Genomic DNA, 16378 nt, shown 5'->3' with positions numbered 1-16378 from the left:
TTTGTTTCATTCCATATAAAAAACGCCGACAAAATCAAATGATTTCATCGGCATTCTTTCGTTTCATCAAAATGATATAGAATTATTAGACCTAGTGTTCCATTTGACGGGCTAGGAAGCCAGCTGCTGTTTCTGCGGCTTTATGTTCCACTTCCCCCATTGAACGCTCTTTAGAAAATAAGACGACGGCGCCAATCGGATCTCCGTTTGCAACAATAGGTGCAATGGTATAAGCAGATACGTCATCATCAATACCATCGACAAGTTGAATTTCTTTTTTGCTTTCTTCTAATACAGAATTGCGCTGGTCCATTGTTCGTTCAAGTAAATCACTGATGGATTTGTTTAAGTACTCTTTTTTCGAACTGCCGGATACAGCAATATACGTATCTCGATCACAAATCAGGATGGAATGACCCAAACTGTCGAATAATGCATCAGCATATTCCTTCGCAAAGTCTCCTAGCTCACTAATCGGCGAATACTTCTTCAAAATGACTTCTCCATCGCGGTCGACGAAAATCTCAAGCGGATCTCCTTCCCGGATGCGCAATGTTCTGCGAATCTCCTTCGGAATAACCACTCTACCTAGATCATCGATGCGGCGTACAATTCCAGTTGCTTTCATTCACTGCTGCCTCTCTTTCGTTTGATGATGTGTTGGGTGAATGGAGCAAAAGCGTCCACTTTATGCAACATTCACCACTTGACCCTGAGATTAGTATCCGTCACATCAACCGTAATATACACGAGAGACAAACAAATTTTTATGAAGATGGAATGGTTTCTTTTTTCACATCTTGAAGACCCCGAAGCATATTCAGAACGATTTCAAGCCATTCCCCTGTCTTCTTGCCTTTCGTTTGGACAGAAATAATTAGCTTGCTGCCTTCCATTCCTAAGCCAATATCACGGCCATATTTACTGCCGAGGGCAAATAATTTTTGACCGTCGATTTCACTGCTTGCTTGCTCTTCAAGGGTGAGCCTGACAATGCCTTTCTCCATCTTGATCAGTTCGACACGTTCCTGCACTGCGTATACTTTCATCGTCGCAATCGTGAACAAGTCCGCCACTTCTTGCGGATATTCACCGAATCGGTCGATCATCTCATCTTGAAGCTCTTTTCGCTCTTCAATTGATCCAATCGCTCTGAACTGTTTATACATCTCGATCTTTTGCTTCCCATCCGAAATGTAAGTGTCCGGGATGTAAGCATCGATTTGCAGATCGATTTCCGGTTCGAATTTATCTTGAGCCGTTGTATCGCCTCTTCTTTCCTCAATGGCTTCTTTCAGCATTTGAGAATAGAGGTCGAATCCAACAGAATCAATGAATCCATGCTGCTGTGCACCAAGTAAATTTCCTGCTCCTCGAATCGTTAAATCACGCATCGCAATTTTAAATCCTGATCCGAGCTCTGTGAATTCTTTAATAGCTTGAAGTCTCTTCTCTGCTACTTCAGAAAGAACTTTATCTTTTCGATACGTGAAATAAGCATATGCGACCCGATTCGAGCGTCCTACTCGTCCTCTTAGCTGGTACAGCTGAGAAAGCCCCATTTTATCCGCATCGTGGACGATGAGCGTGTTCACATTTGGAATGTCGACTCCCGTTTCAATGATGGTGGTACTGACCAATACATCTGATTCACCTTCAAGGAAATTGATCATCACTGATTCCAGCTCGTTCTCACTCATTTTCCCATGTGCATAGCTGACTTTCGCATCTGGAACTAACATAGAGATTTCATCTGCTTTTCGTTCAATATCCTCGACACGGTTGTACAAGAAGTACACTTGACCACCGCGTGCTAGTTCTCGCTCAATCGCTTCTCTGACTAAAGCGCCATTGTACTCGACCACATAGGTTTGAACAGGGAAACGGTTTTCAGGCGGTGTTTCAATAACCGATAAATCCCGTACGCCAAGCATAGACATATGCAGCGTACGCGGAATTGGCGTAGCCGTTAATGTCAGTACATCGATATTGGCTTTCATCTGTTTAATTTTCTCTTTATGGGTCACACCAAAACGCTGCTCTTCATCAATAATCAACAAACCTAAGTCTTTATAGACAATATCTTTAGAAAGCAAACGGTGTGTACCAATAACCATATCAATCGTTCCATTTTTCAAACCTTTTAACGTTTCGGTTGTTTCTTTTCTTGTACGGAAACGGCTCAGCTGAGCAATTTTGACCGGATAGTCTTGGAATCGGTCCATAATCGTGTCAAAATGCTGCTGCGCTAAGATGGTTGTCGGCACGAGTAGAGCAACTTGCTTCCCGTCAGCAATCGCTTTGAAGGCGGCTCGAATCGCCACTTCTGTTTTTCCGTATCCCACATCTCCACAAAGCAGGCGGTCCATTGGACGCTCCCGCTCCATGTCTTGTTTGATTTCATGAATCGAACGGATTTGATCATCTGTTTCCTGGTAAGGGAACGCTGATTCAAACTGGTGCTGCATCTCATGATCAGGCGAGAAGGCATACCCTTTGCTTGCCTCACGCTCTGCGTACAGCTTAATGAGATCATCTGCGATGTCCTGTACAGAGGACTCTACTTTTTTCTTCACACGTTTCCAATCGCTGCCGCCTAGTTTGTACAGCTTTGGTTCTTTACCTTCTGATCCAACATATTTCTGTACCTGATCAATTTGTTCAACCGGTACATAAAGCTTGTCGCTTCCTTGATAATGAATATTTAAATAATCTTTATGAATGCCGCCGATTTCAAGCGTTTCAATTCCTAAATACTTACCGATCCCGTGGTTAATGTGCACCACGTAATCGCCGACTTGAAGCTCTGAATAGCTCTTAATTCGCTCTGCATTGGTCAGCTTTTGCTTACGCGCCTGCTTCTTCACACGTTTCTTGAAGAGCTCGCCTTCTGTGATCACGGCAATTTTCGATAACGGCAGTTCAAAGCCTGTTTGCAGCTCACCTTGTAAAATATACACCTGCCCGCTTACAAGCTCTGCGTCCGGCTTGGCAAGAGCGGCTTCAATGTCATAATCATGTAAGACAGAAGACAGTTTGTCTGTCCGCTCTTCATCCGCACCTAAGAAGACAACTGTATATTGTTGTTTTTTGTAGCGTTCAATTTCACTTGCAAGCACATTCATCTGACCGTGGAAATTCTGCATTTGCTTACTAGATACATTGACGATATTTTGCGGATTTGTCTGCTGGACATGTCTCAGGAACAAGGAGTAGTACAGAATCGACCGCGATTGCTGATTGATCAGTTGTTGGAACGGGAAAGAAAGGGATAAATCATGAAGAATATTGCCTTCTTCAAGCAGGCTAATTGTCCAATCGGCTTCTTCCTGCTCAAGCTGTTCTTCCATCTCCTGAATCCTGCTAATTTCATCTAAAATAATAATCGTATCCTGTGAAGTGTAATCTAGCAAACTAGCAGGTTTTTCATAGAAATAGGACAGGTACTTCGTCATTTCCTGTGTCACGATACCTTCTAGCAGCTTCTCTCGATCAGCAGAAATATGTTGATGCAACAATTCTTTTTGCTGGTCCGAGTTGAATTTCTTTAAGCTCTTCGCAAGTCCTTGATCAAGCTGTTCAATGGCTCTCACTCGTTCAGGCCCTCTCACAATCAGCTCTTTTGCGGGACCGATTTTAATTTCTTGAAGTGTTTCTAATGAACGCTGTGTATCCGAGTGGAATGTTCGAATTGAGTCTACTTCTGTATCAAACAGCTCAATACGAATTGGATGATCTTCCGTTAACGAATAAATATCTATGATTCCTCCGCGCACACTAAAATCTCCGGGCGCAGCAACCATTGACGTCCGGTCATAACCGATTTGTACAAGCTGTTTTGAAAACGCCTCCAAATCAATTTCTTCACCAAGCTTTAAATGGATCTGACTCTCCTTCCAGAGCTCAACTGGCGGAAGCATTCGACGCACCGCAGCAGCCGGGGTGACGATAATGGGGTTTTCTCCATTCGCCAGCCGGTTCAGAACATCTAGACGCTGTGCTCTGAGCTCAGGGCTTGCAACGGCAATTTCTGAAGCAATGAGTTCATTCACAGGATAAAGAAGGACCGAGCGATCTGACATCACACTGGCAAGATCATCTGTTACCTTCTGCGCTTGATACAAGTTGTGAGTCACAATAAACATTGGCCGCTTAAGTTCGTCTGATATAGCGGCTGTAAATAAAGATCTGACGGAGCCTGATAGTCCGGCGAGCAGCTGTTCTTTTAACCCTTCCTTTAGCCCATTAAAAATGGACTGAAAATCATCACTTTGTTTGATAAATGATTGTATATTTTTCATTTGGCTCCTCCTCCCTGCTTGTTTAAAACAGAAAAACGCTTTGGTCTATTATCTACACCAAAGCTTTTTATTGAATAAAGGTATGATACTGATGGTAATCAGGATTTCTTTCGAGCGCCTCTTGGCAATCCTCACAAATGGTTTGTACATGTAAATCACCATTTTCCCTATAAGAAATCATATCGTTTCTTTCCTCATTTGTTAAGTGATGAAATCCAAGTGCTTCACTTTGAACAGCGGATTCATCTAGACTGCCAACCTTTACACCACAGTGCCGGCAGTAATAATGCAAAGCCATACGTGATCCTCCCATGCTGAGATTTTATGATCAGTATGTGCTTTGCTTATCATTCTTATACCTTTTTGTTAAAATCATTCATCACTTCTAAAAATGGCTTAGTTAAAGCCGCCTCACAAGCTTCAACAGACGCCTGAATGGCTGATGCAATGTCAGGCTGCTCCTCTTCTGAAAAGCGTCCTAGCACGTAATCGACGACCTTCATGCCATTTTGAGGGCGTCCAATGCCAATACGGAATCGATCAAACTCAGGTGACCCTAAATGCTGAATCAACGATTTGATTCCATTATGCCCGCCAGCACTTCCTTTTGTACGCAAACGAATCCGGCCAGTTGGCAAATCAAGATCATCATAGATGACTTTCAAATGTTCAAGAGGAATATCATAGTAATCCATTAGCGGACGCACGCATTCTCCTGATAAGTTCATATATGTAAGCGGCTTTACAAGTAGAACCTTTTGCCCTGAAACAAACCCTGTTCCAAACAGTCCATTGAATTTTGATTGATTTAAAGGGATGTCCCATTTTTCCGATAATTCATCTATTGTCATAAACCCGACATTATGTCTTGTTTTTTCATATTCTTTTCCTGGATTACCCAATCCAATGAATGCAAGCATGAAACCAATAACCTCCTTTGTCACAAAGCACACGCCTAAAAAATGAGCCAATAGGATTGCCTCATGTAAAACGTATGAATTCCTTTCATTCTAGCACAAAAGACGCAACCGCGGGAGGGTTACGTCTCTAAATGACCAGTTATTCTCCATCGTTATCCTTTTCTTTAATGGCCTCAGGTTCTTTTGGTTCCTCTGCGCTATCTGGTTCAGGAACCTCTGATTGCTGAGGCGGTAAAATGGATGCCACGACTTCTTCTGGATCGTTATTCACTTGATATGATGACTGAACAGACAAATCAGCGACTGTTAGGACATCATTCACTTCTAAGTTTGTAATATCTGCTTCTATATGCTGAGGGATATCTTTTGGTTTCGCTGTAATGGATAGTTCAAATAGTGGCTGCTGAAGCACACCGCCATCTTTAACTCCTTTAGATTCGCCAATCAGTTGAACAGGTACATCCGCTTCAATTTCACGCTGTAAATCGACCACTTGGAAATCTGCATGGACAAGCTCATTTTTCAGCGGGTCTGTTTGTAATTCTGTGACCATCACAGATTTTGTTTCACCATTCACGTCTAGTGTGATGATTGTATTCTTCCCTTCATCACGTAAGGTCTTTAATAAATCGATGCTGTCTAGTGAAACAGCCAGGTTGTCTGTATTTTTTCCGTATATGACACCAGGAACGTGTCCTGAATGACGGATTTTTTGCAGTGTGGAACGTTTGAAATCAGTTCTTTTATTTGCTTTTAAAGTTGCCATATTCAGCACCATCCTATTTCATTTTTGTCACTACTCTCATAATTACCCATAACCGAATCATTTTAAACCTATTTGCTGTGAATGATGATAGCAAAAAGACCCTAAGCGGGTGCCTAGGGCCTTTTTTAATCAGAAAATTAGCTGAAAAGGTAGCTCACAGATTCTTCTTCATGTACACGGATGATGGCTTCTGCAAGCAAAGGCCCAACTGAAAGTGGAATGAATTTTCCAACTTTCTTGTCATCTGTTAAGTGAATACTGTTTGTCACAACTAATTCTTTAATTTTAGAATTTGTGATACGTTCTACTGCTGGTCCAGACAATACTGGGTGAGTACAGCAAGCATAGACTTCAGCCGCTCCATTTTCCACAAGTGCATTTGCAGCAAGTGTAATGGTACCAGCTGTATCAATGATATCATCGATGAGAATCGCCGTTTTGCCTTCAATGTTACCAATGATGTTCATCACTTCAGCAACGTTTGGCTTTGGACGACGTTTGTCGATAATTGCGATTGGTGCTTTCAGGCGATCTGCCATTTTACGCGCACGTGTTACACCACCGTGGTCAGGAGATACAACGACGATATCATTCAAGTTTTTCTGTTCGAAATAGTTTGTTAAGATTGGCACAGCCATTAAGTTATCGATTGGAATATCAAAGAAACCTTGGATTTGCGGCGCATGAAGATCAAGTGCAATGACACGTGTAGCACCCGCTGTTTCAAGTAAGTTCGCAAATAGCTTCGCAGTGATTGGCTCACGAGGTTTTGCCTTACGATCTTGACGTGCATATCCGTAATAAGGGATCACAATATTGACCGTTTTCGCAGAAGCGCGTTTTAGTGCATCTACCATAATGAGCAGCTCCATAATGTGCTCATTCACTGGCGCACTAGTGGATTGAATGACATAACAATCACAGCCGCGGATACTTTCTTCAATATTGATTTGGACTTCACCGTCACTAAAGCGTTTAACAGAGCTCTTTCCTACATCAACTCCGATACGATCGGCAATTTCTTTCGCAAGTTCAGGGTTTGAATTCAAAGAGAATATCTTTAAATTCGCATCAGCATAACGATTAGACATGGTAAACCTCCGGGTATTTGGATTATTTTTTATGAATATTTTTCACATAATCTTCTTTATTGACTTGTCTTGCTCTAGCAATAGACAATGCATCCTGCGGTACATCTTCTGTAACCGTTGAACCAGCTGCAACATATGCCCCTTTTCCGACAGTGACTGGTGCCACGAGATTAGAATTACAGCCAATAAAAGCGCCATCTTCAATCTTCGTTAAGAATTTGTTCTTCCCATCATAGTTGACTGTAATAGATCCACAGCCAAGGTTTACATCAGTTCCGACCTCTGCATCTCCAATATAGCTTAGATGAGATGCTTTGCTGCGGTCACCGAAAACCGTTTTCTTGATTTCGACAAAATTCCCGATTTTCACTTCATCGCCAATTTTCGACAACGGGCGAATATGAGCAAACGGCCCAATTGTCACATCGACTCCAACCTCACTATCGCAGACGACAGATTGCTTAATCACTGTGCGGTCTCCGATGATGCTGTCAACAATTTCAGTGTTTGGCCCAATAGTGGCGTCTGCACCGATTTTCACATTCCCTTTGATGACCGTCCCAGGATAAATCATTGTATCTTCACCGATCACTGCATCAGGTGAAATATACGTGTTCTCAGGATCAATCAAGGTCACACCATTCTTCATATGCTGATGATTAATACGTCGCTTCATGAATTGCTCTGCTTGTGATAGAGCGATACGATCATTGACTCCAAGTGTTTCTTCAAAATGCGGTGTTTGATATGCTGCAACCGTTTGTCCTTCATTCTTTAAAATTTCAATGACATCTGGCAAATAGTATTCGCCCTGTGCATTTTCATTCGACACTTGCTCAATCACACGGAAGAGATCTTCATTTGAAAAACAATAAGTCCCTGTATTAATTTCATTCACTTGACGTTCCGCATCATTCGCATCTTTATGCTCCACAATTTTCACGACAGCACCGGTTTCGTCACGAATAATACGACCATAACCTGTCGGGTCATCCGCATGTGCTGTTAAAATAGTGACTTTCGCTTGATGTTTTTGATGCTCGCTCAACATAGCTTCCATTGTTTCCGCTGTCAATAATGGCGTATCACCACAAATGACAATGGTTGTTCCCTTTTCCTGCGCAAGGAACGACTTTGCTTGCTTGACGGCATGTGCTGTTCCCAGCTGTTCTTCTTGAAGTGCATACTCACTTCTGTCTCCAAGCTGCTCTTTGACGTTCTCTGCTCCATGACCGACAATCGTCACTAGCTTGGCTAAAGAAAGCTTTAACGCTTCATCTGCCACATGCTCGACCATTGGCTTTCCGCAAACTGGATGAAGTACTTTGTATAGCTTTGACTTCATTCTCGTTCCTTTTCCCGCTGCTAAAATCACTGCGAACCGCTTATCCATTGATTGGCCTCCAATATCCCTATTATCCATAGAAAAATATATCCTAAATAAGGACTGATTTCAAGGATACATGAGGAAGTACAATATTTTTCTAACGGATGAAACATATAAGACACATGAGGAAAAACGCAAAAAAGACAGCATTTAAAAGAAAACATCCATTTTCTCTTAAAGCTGCCTTTTTAGGTTAACGTATCATTAAGAAGCTCCAGCTTCTTCATATTCAATTGTCTCTTCCTCTTCGCCTAAGCGATGATATTCATTTAATACAGCATCTTGGATTTTTCCCCGAGTACCTGAATTAATTGGATGTGCAATGTCGCGAAACTCTCCATCAGGCGTGCGTTTGCTAGGCATTGCAACAAACAAGCCATTGTTTCCATCAATCACACGAATATCATGAACAACAAATTCGTGGTCCAGCGTGATGGATGCAATCGCCCTCATGCGACCATCGGTATTCACGCGGCGTAATCTTACGTCAGTAACTTCCACAGTAGTTCACCACCTTTTCCCAATATAAAAGCATTACTTAGGTATTCAACGATTGTGGTGATTCTCCTGCTCTTTTTTTAAACTTTTTTTGAAATATCGGGATATTTATACATTTTTTGTCATATTCGTGACGACGCTTACATTCTCTGCGCGAAAAAAAGACATCATGATGATGTCTTTTCCTGCATATGATGAAACCAAACGGCTTTCGTTACGATTGCCTGTTTACTTTACTAATGCAATCACTTCAATTTCTACGAGTGCATCCTTAGGAAGTCTTGCCACTTCCACACAAGAACGAGCTGGCTTATGTGTATGGAAATACTCACCATACACTTCATTTACTTCTGCGAATTGTTCCATATCCTTGATAAAAACTGTTGCTTTCACGACTGTTTCAAAGGAAGCACCTGCTGCTTCAAGTACGGCCTTAAGATTACGGAACACTTGATGAGTTTGTTCTTTAATATCTCCATTTACAAAGTCTCCAGCTGCCGTTAATGGAATCTGCCCGGAGCTGTAAAACATGTTATTGACAATAATCCCTTGAGAGTAAGGTCCAATGGCTGCTGGTGCATGTTTGGTTTGAACAACTTTTGTCATATCAATCTCTCCCATTCAACTACATGTTTATCAATGCTTAAGCTTTCGAATGAAAAAACTCGTGGAAATTGCCTTCATTGATCTCAATGATCTTCTGCTTCATATCAATGGTTGAAAGCTTTAAAAGCGATACATACTCATCAACGAGACGTTCATCTACGCCTTCATCTTCTAAAAGAACACCGATCCCTGCAACATTTGCATTAAATTCCTCAAGCAAATTCACCATGCCGTTAATGGTTCCGCCAGCTTTCATAAAGTCATCAATGATCAGGACATTGGATCCTTTATCTAAGCTCCGCTTTGCAAGTGACATGGTTTGAATTCGATTAGACGAACCTGACGCGTAGTTAATACTTACAGTTGATCCCTCAGTTACTTTATTATCTTTTCTAACGATCACAACCGGCACATTTAAATAACCCGCAACAGAATAGGCAATAGGAATACCCTTTGTCGCAACAGTCATGACGACATCAATCGCACGATCTGCAAAGATGGTCGCAAATAGCTTACCGATTTTCGCAAGGATTGAAGGATTCCCTAAAACATCGGTTAAATATAAATAACCGCCAGGAAGTACACGTTCAGGAGTCGATAGAGCTTCTCCGATATCGTTTACCACGTCGTCTGCTTCTTTTAGGTGAATCTTTGGAATATATTTCACTCCGCCAGCAGCACCAGGTACAGTAAGCAATGTGCCTATTCCCTGCTGTTCGAAGGTCTGTTTGATAATCGTTAAGTCTTCACTAATGGAGGACTTCGCAGATTGATATCTTTCTGCAAAAAAAGTTAACGGTACTAGTACGTGCGGGTGGGCTAACAAATAATTTGTTAAGTCCACCAATCTGCCGCTTCGACGAAACTTCATGAACTTACCCCCAGAACCCGAATAATTTATGATAAATATAACTTAATATACGGATTTAATCAAGGGCATTTTGTTCGCCGATCATGCGGACAGCGTATACTTGATCACAAAATCCTCTCAGTCCGTTATATATTCTTTGTACCTTCGATTCATATTGAATCAAGCCAAATACTGTAGGGCCGCTTCCACTCATTAAAACAGCGTCAGCACCGAAACGCTTCATCTGTCTTTTGATCATATCTACTTCTGGATACATCTTTAATGTCACAGACTCTAGAACATTTCCGAGTGAGCCGCACATCTCTTTATAATCTTTCGCTTCAATCGCTTCAATCATACGCTTTACATTCGGGTGTTCTACTTTGCTTGCGTCATATTGTCTATAGACTTCAGCTGTAGATACCCCAATCACCGGCTTCGCTAAAATCACCCAGCAATGCGGCGGTGTCGCAATATGCTGCAGCTTTTCTCCACGTCCTGTCGCTAGTGCTGTTCCTCCGTGTACACAAAAGGACACATCTGAGCCGATCTCCGCTCCAAGCTCAGCTAGTTCATCTAACGTGAGGTTCAGCTTCCACAAACGATTTAAGCCGCGAAGTGCTGCTGCTGCATCACTGCTGCCTCCAGCTAACCCTGCTGCGACTGGAATTGTTTTTGTGATGACAATGGATACACCTTTTTGAATACCGAACCTTGTTTTAAGTAATTTAGCCGCCTGATAAGCCAAATTACGCTGGTCATCTGGCACGAATCGATTATGAGATGATACACGGATTTCATCCTTGTCCAGCTCCGTCAGCTCAAGTCGATCTGCAAGGTCTATTGTTGTCATCACCATCTCCACTTCGTGATATCCATCCGGTCTTTTTCCATGAACATCAAGTGAGAGATTAATTTTCGCCGGTGCTTTTTCTAAAATACGCAAACATTTCACCTACTTCTCCATCTAAACATAAGTATCAATATTGTATCACATTTGATGGATCTGATGAATATAGGCTTTTACGCTGAGCACACTGACTTTTTCATCAAAAAAAGCCAGAGACACCCGAGGTATCCCTGACCGTTTTTCTATCGTTGATTCTCATCCTGAGCCATGTGCTGTTGAGCTAATTCAATGGCACGTTTGACCATATTACCTGCGTCACGCGCACGAATCTCTCCCCAGCCTCCATTTTTGACGGTATCATAAAATCCAAGATCCTTCGCCAGCTCGTATTTGAACTCATCTGACATAATGCCTCGGCGTCTACCCAAACGAAACAGCCCCTTTAGTCGAGAATTCGAATCAGTGCCACCGCTTGTGTGGCTTTCTTATTTTGTATCGAATCCTTTCTTTTACCCCTTTCAAAAAATGGACAGACTCCCATTCAGAAAAAAAGGCAAAACAAAAAGCAGTAAACAAAAAGTTCACTGCCCATTAATAGGCGACTGAGCTAGCGGTATCATCGAACGTTAATTCGACCGTCTCAGTCAGTATATCTGCATAACTATAAGAAACTCTTTCAAACGAATTCTCATCTTGATCTAATTGAATCACAAATACAGAAGGGTACGTTTCAGCTAAAATGCCCGAACGCTCAATTGTTTTACGGCGGCCCCCGTTAGCCTTTAACGTCAAACGTTTACCTAAGTTACCATCAAGCGATCTTTTGATGTCGGACAAAGTCTTCGCCATTGCATCCACCTCACTGAGATAATTATACAACAACGGCCCGTTTTTGTCAAATAAAAATTAAATTATATCAACGAACACGAGCCATTGTCAACAAAATAATTTTGACAAACTTCTACCTTTTCTCCTCCCTATTTTTCTCAATTTCCGGTGAATTATGTATCCTTTTGCAATTTCTTTTTGAACATAAAAAAAACCAGACTGAAATCAGTCGGGTTATGTCGATTCATGATCTCTTTTATATGGCATACCTACCCTTAGAACACCCTTCGTCTCGATGCCTCCGAGCCCTTTTTCTCTTGTTAATGTATTTCGGAGCACATCCCACACGTTGATTCGATCTACAAATGGAGTGAAGCTGATCTTCGCAACGATATAGACGGGGTCGAGCGCATGGATATTCACACGCGAAGGCGAGCTCGCAAAATTGGCACCTGCTTGGATCAATGATTCGAAATGAGATTGACAGGCACCAGCAAAGATCACAAGCTGATCTAAATGAGGGATTTTCCGTCTGGCTTTTTGAACCGTTTCAACGAAATGCCGAGAATGACGATATGCACTGATATCATGTACGCCGCCCTTTTGCTTGGAATACGCATCATGTCCTGTGATAACCAATATATCTGGCCGATATTGATCAATTAACGAGTCAATCATGCTTGGCATTTTCTTCTCATGGCAATGCACCCCATACACAGGTACACCAATTCGTTCATATACATCTAAGCATTTCTTTAAGTATGAAGCATCTCCATCTAAATGAAGGACCTTTCCAGGCATGTGAAAATACTGCTCCTGATGCTGATATTGTCCAGAAGTATAATACTCTTGTTTTTCCCGCAGCAGCTGATAATCCTGTCTTAGTAAATCGAGCGATTCATTGATTTTTCTTTCGTCATTTTTCTCTCTAGTCAGCTGTTCCTCTTTTTGAACCTTGACGAGATCTGACAACTTGGCATCAGCAATCAGCCTCACTTCATTCCCATGCAATATGGCGGTGGCTTCGTGCTGATCGGTCTCATCAATTCGAATAATTCGAAACAAAATATCCATTTGATAGGATGCCCTTGTCACCATATCTCCTATTTGAAATTGCATGCTTTTCACTCCACAATCAGGCTCATATCCTGTTGGTATCGTCTTGCGCTAAATATGTTCGTCTTTCATGGTGCTGTTCTTTCTAGCCTATGCCCGAACAAACGAAGTGGTGAAAAACAAAAGAAAAAAGCCCTTAAGACAGGGCTTTTTGTAAAACATTCGCCAAACGGGCAAATTCCTCAATGGATAATGACTCGCCGCGGCGCTTTCCATCAATGTCTGCTGTTTGAAGTGCTTCTTCAATGATCGCTTTATGTTGCTTTCCATCAGGTAAGTTGTTCATGAGATTATTCATCAATGTTTTTCGGCGCTGACCAAAGCTCGCACGGATCAATTGAAAGAAAAACTCATCATTTTCTACTGAGACAGCAGGCGTTTCACGAACGGTCAGCTTGATCACAGCCGAATCGACATTTGGCTGTGGAACGAAAACCGTTTTAGGCACAACCATCACCGTTTTCGCTTCCGTATAGTATTGAACTGCGATAGACAGCGAATTGTATTCCTTTGATGAAGGGACAGCGGCCATACGATCTGCTACTTCTTTTTGCAGCATGACTACAATCCCTTTCAATGGAAGGTTTTCTTCAAGCAGCTTCATAATAATCGGTGTCGTCACGTAATATGGAAGGTTGGCGACAACCATCACTTCTTTACAGTCAGCAAAATTTTCCTCGATGACCTTTCCCACATCTGCCTTTAATACGTCTTGATGAATGATCGTAACATTATCATATGGAGAAAGTGTATCGTTTAAAATGGGCAATAACCGCTGATCGATTTCAAACGCGGTGACTTTCTTTGCACGCTTAGCGAGCTGCTCGGTCAATGCACCGATACCAGGCCCAATCTCAATCACGCCGGTCTCATCCGTCACCTCTGCGTGATCGACAATACGATCGAGTATATTTGTATCAATTAAAAAGTTCTGCCCTAAGCTCTTTTTAAAAGAGAAACCGTATTTCTTCAGTATTTCCTTCGTTCTGATGGGTGTCGCTATATCTTTATTCATCGGCTTCCTCCTGCATGACGGTCTTTAAGGCCGCAATAAAATCATGTTTGGTTATTTGGAACATGTGAAGGCGCTTATGCAGCTGCTTCGCATTGGTATATCCTATATTTAATAGCACACCTAGTCGTTCTCGGCGGCGTTTCGATGATTCGCCTCCGATTAGGCCTGCGTCAAATAAGTCATCTAATGTAATGTCACTTTCCGTTACTTCCATTTCCTCATGGACATGGGCAAGGCATTCCCGAATACTGTCCAAGGAAGCATGCTCGACACCAATTCCTTTGTCCCGCTTCGCCTTCGCAAGATGTTTTGGCAAAAATGCGTGCTTACAGCCAGGAACCGCTTCTGCGATGGTTTTCCGGATCTTCTCCCCAGGGAAATCAGGATCAGTTAAAATAATGACCCCTCTCGTCTCCTGAGCAAGACGCACTTGTTGAATAACTGTATCGCCAATGGCTGATCCGTTTGTTTCGATCGTATCTGCATCAACTGCCATCTTCACTCTCGCAGTGTCGTCACGACCTTCCACCACAATGATTTCTTTGATTTTCATGTATTCCTCCGCTTGCAAAAACAATAAACAATTTTTGGTTAAAAAATGAAACCTTTCTTGCTGTTTTTGCGTCTAATTAATTAGAAAACAGTGCTTCTATTATAACCAAAAAAACAGAGGGTGCGCAAAGCCCTCTGTTCATATAAATGATTTGATGTGTTTATTTGAGTACTCTAATTTTCACTCGTTTATTTCCCCATTGATAAGCTGCCGACTTATTTGGGACGAACACATCAATTTTATTCCCTTTTATAGCAGATCCAGTGTCTGATGCAACGGCATATCCATAGCCTTCCACATACACTTTAGAGCCTAGCGGAATGACACTCGGATCAACTGCTATGACCTTTGCACCTGGATTTGATTTTAAATTATAGCCAGTTGACGTTCTGCCCGTACATCCAGCACAGCTCGCTGTATAGGCTGTCGACGTCACATAAAATTCTTTTCCTGACGATTCATTGCTTCTTGAAACGGCAGGTGTCGCTTTAGGCTCTTTTTGGGACTCTTGTGTACCAATGGCCACTAAACGATCCTTGCTATCTTTTTCAGTCACTTCTTTAATCAATTCTTTAGACACCACTTTGCCGTTTTCTTTCACAATGGCATAGTGCTTCTTCAATTTACCTTCTTCACCTTTTTTAAGCACCTTCTCTTTTCCTTTTTCAAGAGAACGATCCTTTTTATGTTTGGTATCAAAAGCAATTTTCTCTTCCACTACATCGGTGACTTTTTCCACCCGAGTGATCTGGATATCTGCGCTTTTATTAGAAATGTGACTATGTAACGCAGGTTTGATCTTATCGTGCTTCTTGAGCTTCAGCTCTTGTTGCTTTAAAAAGTCAGCGACCGTAGTCGAAGTGGTCCACACTTTTTTCTCTTTTCCTCCATCATTTACGCTGACCTGGAAGGCCTGCTGAACCACAAGATCCATATCCTTTTTAATCTTGTTATTCTTTCCTGGAGTTACTTGATCGTGCTTCCCAATATCTATCTTCTCATTCTTCAATAATGCTCCAACCGTCTGATCTGTTGTCCATATCGTTTTCTCTTTCCCATCTAGGGTCAGATGAACCGGTATAGCCGCATCATACACAATGTTCATGTTGTCTTCAATCTTTGTATTTAGACTTGGAGAGATATGATCCTCCGCCTTGGTCTTTATTCCAAGGTCTGAAAACAGCTGTGCTACTGTCTCTTCATGTGTACGAATTGTCTTCTCTTTACCATTGATTGAAATGGTAATAGACTGCTTAGTGAGCTCATGCGCACCGTAAGCCGTCCCAGTTCCAGCTAAAAGCAAGCAAACAACTAGTAATAAAACCTTGCCTTTTCCTAGCTTAACAGAAAACAGATTTTTCATTTTTTGTACGATGAAAAACGCCTCCTTCTCCTCGGAGAGATTATATAGAGTATCTCAAAACCTGTCAACCCTTCCACCCACTGTACAAAAATGCTCGATTGTAACCCTATTATGGGAGATTAATGGAAGGAAGGGAAGAAAGACTTATCGACAACTTATCCTATGAAGACGCGTAAACGTGTAGAACATTTTCGTTATGTTTCACAAATGGACAAGCTTAAACAAGGATTGACA

General features: G+C 41.9%; 17 protein-coding genes. All 17 read right to left on the bottom strand.

The window, feature by feature from the left end:
* Positions 1-91 precede the first annotated feature (91 nt).
* The 17 genes from spoVT to MHB83_RS05155 all read right to left on the bottom strand — a co-directional run bounded on the left by spoVT (position 92) and on the right by MHB83_RS05155 (position 16144).
* Positions 92-628 (bottom strand): stage V sporulation protein T, encoded by a 537-nt coding sequence (gene spoVT, locus MHB83_RS05235; protein ID WP_003217990.1) that lies wholly within the window; start codon positions 626-628, stop codon positions 92-94.
* Between the two features lie 139 nt (positions 629-767).
* Positions 768-4301: a transcription-repair coupling factor gene (gene mfd / locus MHB83_RS05230; protein ID WP_327840484.1), complete on the bottom strand. Its 3534-nt coding sequence runs from the start codon at positions 4299-4301 to the stop codon at positions 768-770.
* Between the two features lie 67 nt (positions 4302-4368).
* Positions 4369-4599 (bottom strand): anti-sigma-F factor Fin family protein, encoded by a 231-nt coding sequence (locus tag MHB83_RS05225; protein WP_003217967.1) that lies wholly within the window; start codon positions 4597-4599, stop codon positions 4369-4371.
* 55 nt (positions 4600-4654) lie between these two features.
* Positions 4655-5221 (bottom strand): aminoacyl-tRNA hydrolase, encoded by a 567-nt coding sequence (gene pth / locus MHB83_RS05220; protein WP_322000614.1) that lies wholly within the window; start codon positions 5219-5221, stop codon positions 4655-4657.
* Between the two features lie 139 nt (positions 5222-5360).
* Positions 5361-5987, bottom strand: a complete 627-nt coding sequence (locus tag MHB83_RS05215) for a 50S ribosomal protein L25/general stress protein Ctc (protein WP_003217956.1) — start codon at positions 5985-5987, stop codon at positions 5361-5363.
* Between the two features lie 137 nt (positions 5988-6124).
* Positions 6125-7078, bottom strand: a complete 954-nt coding sequence (locus tag MHB83_RS05210) for a ribose-phosphate diphosphokinase (protein WP_003217907.1) — start codon at positions 7076-7078, stop codon at positions 6125-6127.
* A 22-nt stretch (positions 7079-7100) separates the two neighbouring features.
* Positions 7101-8471 (bottom strand): bifunctional UDP-N-acetylglucosamine diphosphorylase/glucosamine-1-phosphate N-acetyltransferase GlmU, encoded by a 1371-nt coding sequence (glmU, locus tag MHB83_RS05205; protein ID WP_003217924.1) that lies wholly within the window; start codon positions 8469-8471, stop codon positions 7101-7103.
* A 198-nt stretch (positions 8472-8669) separates the two neighbouring features.
* Positions 8670-8966, bottom strand: a complete 297-nt coding sequence (spoVG, locus tag MHB83_RS05200; protein ID WP_034324487.1) for a septation regulator SpoVG — start codon at positions 8964-8966, stop codon at positions 8670-8672.
* A 225-nt stretch (positions 8967-9191) separates the two neighbouring features.
* Complete coding sequence (gene ridA, locus MHB83_RS05195) at positions 9192-9569, bottom strand: 2-iminobutanoate/2-iminopropanoate deaminase (protein ID WP_003217959.1); 378 nt, start codon at positions 9567-9569, stop codon at positions 9192-9194.
* Between the two features lie 37 nt (positions 9570-9606).
* Entirely contained in the window at positions 9607-10440 is an 834-nt protein-coding gene (gene purR, locus MHB83_RS05190) for a pur operon repressor (RefSeq protein ID WP_003217919.1), read from the bottom strand.
* Between the two features lie 55 nt (positions 10441-10495).
* On the bottom strand, positions 10496-11365 hold the full coding sequence (ispE, locus tag MHB83_RS05185; protein ID WP_034620899.1) for a 4-(cytidine 5'-diphospho)-2-C-methyl-D-erythritol kinase: 870 nt from the start codon (positions 11363-11365) through the stop codon (positions 10496-10498).
* Positions 11366-11511: 146 nt separating this feature from the next.
* On the bottom strand, positions 11512-11697 hold the full coding sequence (locus MHB83_RS05180) for a small, acid-soluble spore protein, alpha/beta type (protein ID WP_012008653.1): 186 nt from the start codon (positions 11695-11697) through the stop codon (positions 11512-11514).
* A gap of 163 nt (positions 11698-11860) precedes the next feature.
* Positions 11861-12118 (bottom strand): Veg family protein, encoded by a 258-nt coding sequence (locus tag MHB83_RS05175; protein ID WP_003217979.1) that lies wholly within the window; start codon positions 12116-12118, stop codon positions 11861-11863.
* Positions 12119-12331: 213 nt separating this feature from the next.
* Complete coding sequence (gene yabG / locus MHB83_RS05170) at positions 12332-13216, bottom strand: sporulation peptidase YabG (protein WP_034620903.1); 885 nt, start codon at positions 13214-13216, stop codon at positions 12332-12334.
* Positions 13217-13349: 133 nt separating this feature from the next.
* On the bottom strand, positions 13350-14228 hold the full coding sequence (gene rsmA / locus MHB83_RS05165; RefSeq protein WP_251191533.1) for a 16S rRNA (adenine(1518)-N(6)/adenine(1519)-N(6))-dimethyltransferase RsmA: 879 nt from the start codon (positions 14226-14228) through the stop codon (positions 13350-13352).
* Entirely contained in the window at positions 14221-14781 is a 561-nt protein-coding gene (gene rnmV / locus MHB83_RS05160; RefSeq protein WP_012008650.1) for a ribonuclease M5, read from the bottom strand. Before rnmV ends, rsmA begins: the two co-directional genes overlap by 8 nt.
* A gap of 160 nt (positions 14782-14941) precedes the next feature.
* Positions 14942-16144 carry a G5 and 3D domain-containing protein gene (locus MHB83_RS05155; protein WP_050945796.1) on the bottom strand — a complete coding sequence of 401 codons (1203 nt, stop codon included), beginning with the start codon at positions 16142-16144 and terminating at the stop codon, positions 14942-14944.
* Positions 16145-16378 lie beyond the last annotated feature (234 nt).

This window comes from Bacillus sp. FSL K6-3149 (assembly GCF_038630515.1).
In the GTDB taxonomy this organism is placed as follows: domain Bacteria; phylum Bacillota; class Bacilli; order Bacillales; family Bacillaceae; genus Bacillus; species Bacillus pumilus.
This window is presented reverse-complemented; position numbering and strand designations above follow the sequence as displayed.

Excerpts from the sequence above, each read along its gene's own strand:
- purR (WP_003217919.1), bottom strand. The coding sequence starts at position 10,440 with ATGAAGTTTCGTCGAAGCGGCAGATTGGTGGACTTAACAAATTATTTG.
- glmU (WP_003217924.1), bottom strand. The coding sequence starts at position 8,471 with ATGGATAAGCGGTTCGCAGTGATTTTAGCAGCGGGAAAAGGAACGAGA.
- rsmA (WP_251191533.1), bottom strand. The coding sequence starts at position 14,228 with ATGAATAAAGATATAGCGACACCCATCAGAACGAAGGAAATACTGAAG.
- MHB83_RS05225 (WP_003217967.1), bottom strand. The coding sequence starts at position 4,599 with ATGGCTTTGCATTATTACTGCCGGCACTGTGGTGTAAAGGTTGGCAGT.
- mfd (WP_327840484.1), bottom strand. The coding sequence starts at position 4,301 with ATGAAAAATATACAATCATTTATCAAACAAAGTGATGATTTTCAGTCC.
- MHB83_RS05210 (WP_003217907.1), bottom strand. The coding sequence starts at position 7,078 with ATGTCTAATCGTTATGCTGATGCGAATTTAAAGATATTCTCTTTGAAT.
- MHB83_RS05175 (WP_003217979.1), bottom strand. The coding sequence starts at position 12,118 with ATGGCGAAGACTTTGTCCGACATCAAAAGATCGCTTGATGGTAACTTA.
- ridA (WP_003217959.1), bottom strand. The coding sequence starts at position 9,569 with ATGACAAAAGTTGTTCAAACCAAACATGCACCAGCAGCCATTGGACCT.
- yabG (WP_034620903.1), bottom strand. The coding sequence starts at position 13,216 with ATGCAATTTCAAATAGGAGATATGGTGACAAGGGCATCCTATCAAATG.
- spoVT (WP_003217990.1), bottom strand. The coding sequence starts at position 628 with ATGAAAGCAACTGGAATTGTACGCCGCATCGATGATCTAGGTAGAGTG.
- MHB83_RS05155 (WP_050945796.1), bottom strand. The coding sequence starts at position 16,144 with ATGAAAAATCTGTTTTCTGTTAAGCTAGGAAAAGGCAAGGTTTTATTA.
- rnmV (WP_012008650.1), bottom strand. The coding sequence starts at position 14,781 with ATGAAAATCAAAGAAATCATTGTGGTGGAAGGTCGTGACGACACTGCG.
- MHB83_RS05215 (WP_003217956.1), bottom strand. The coding sequence starts at position 5,987 with ATGGCAACTTTAAAAGCAAATAAAAGAACTGATTTCAAACGTTCCACA.
- pth (WP_322000614.1), bottom strand. The coding sequence starts at position 5,221 with ATGCTTGCATTCATTGGATTGGGTAATCCAGGAAAAGAATATGAAAAA.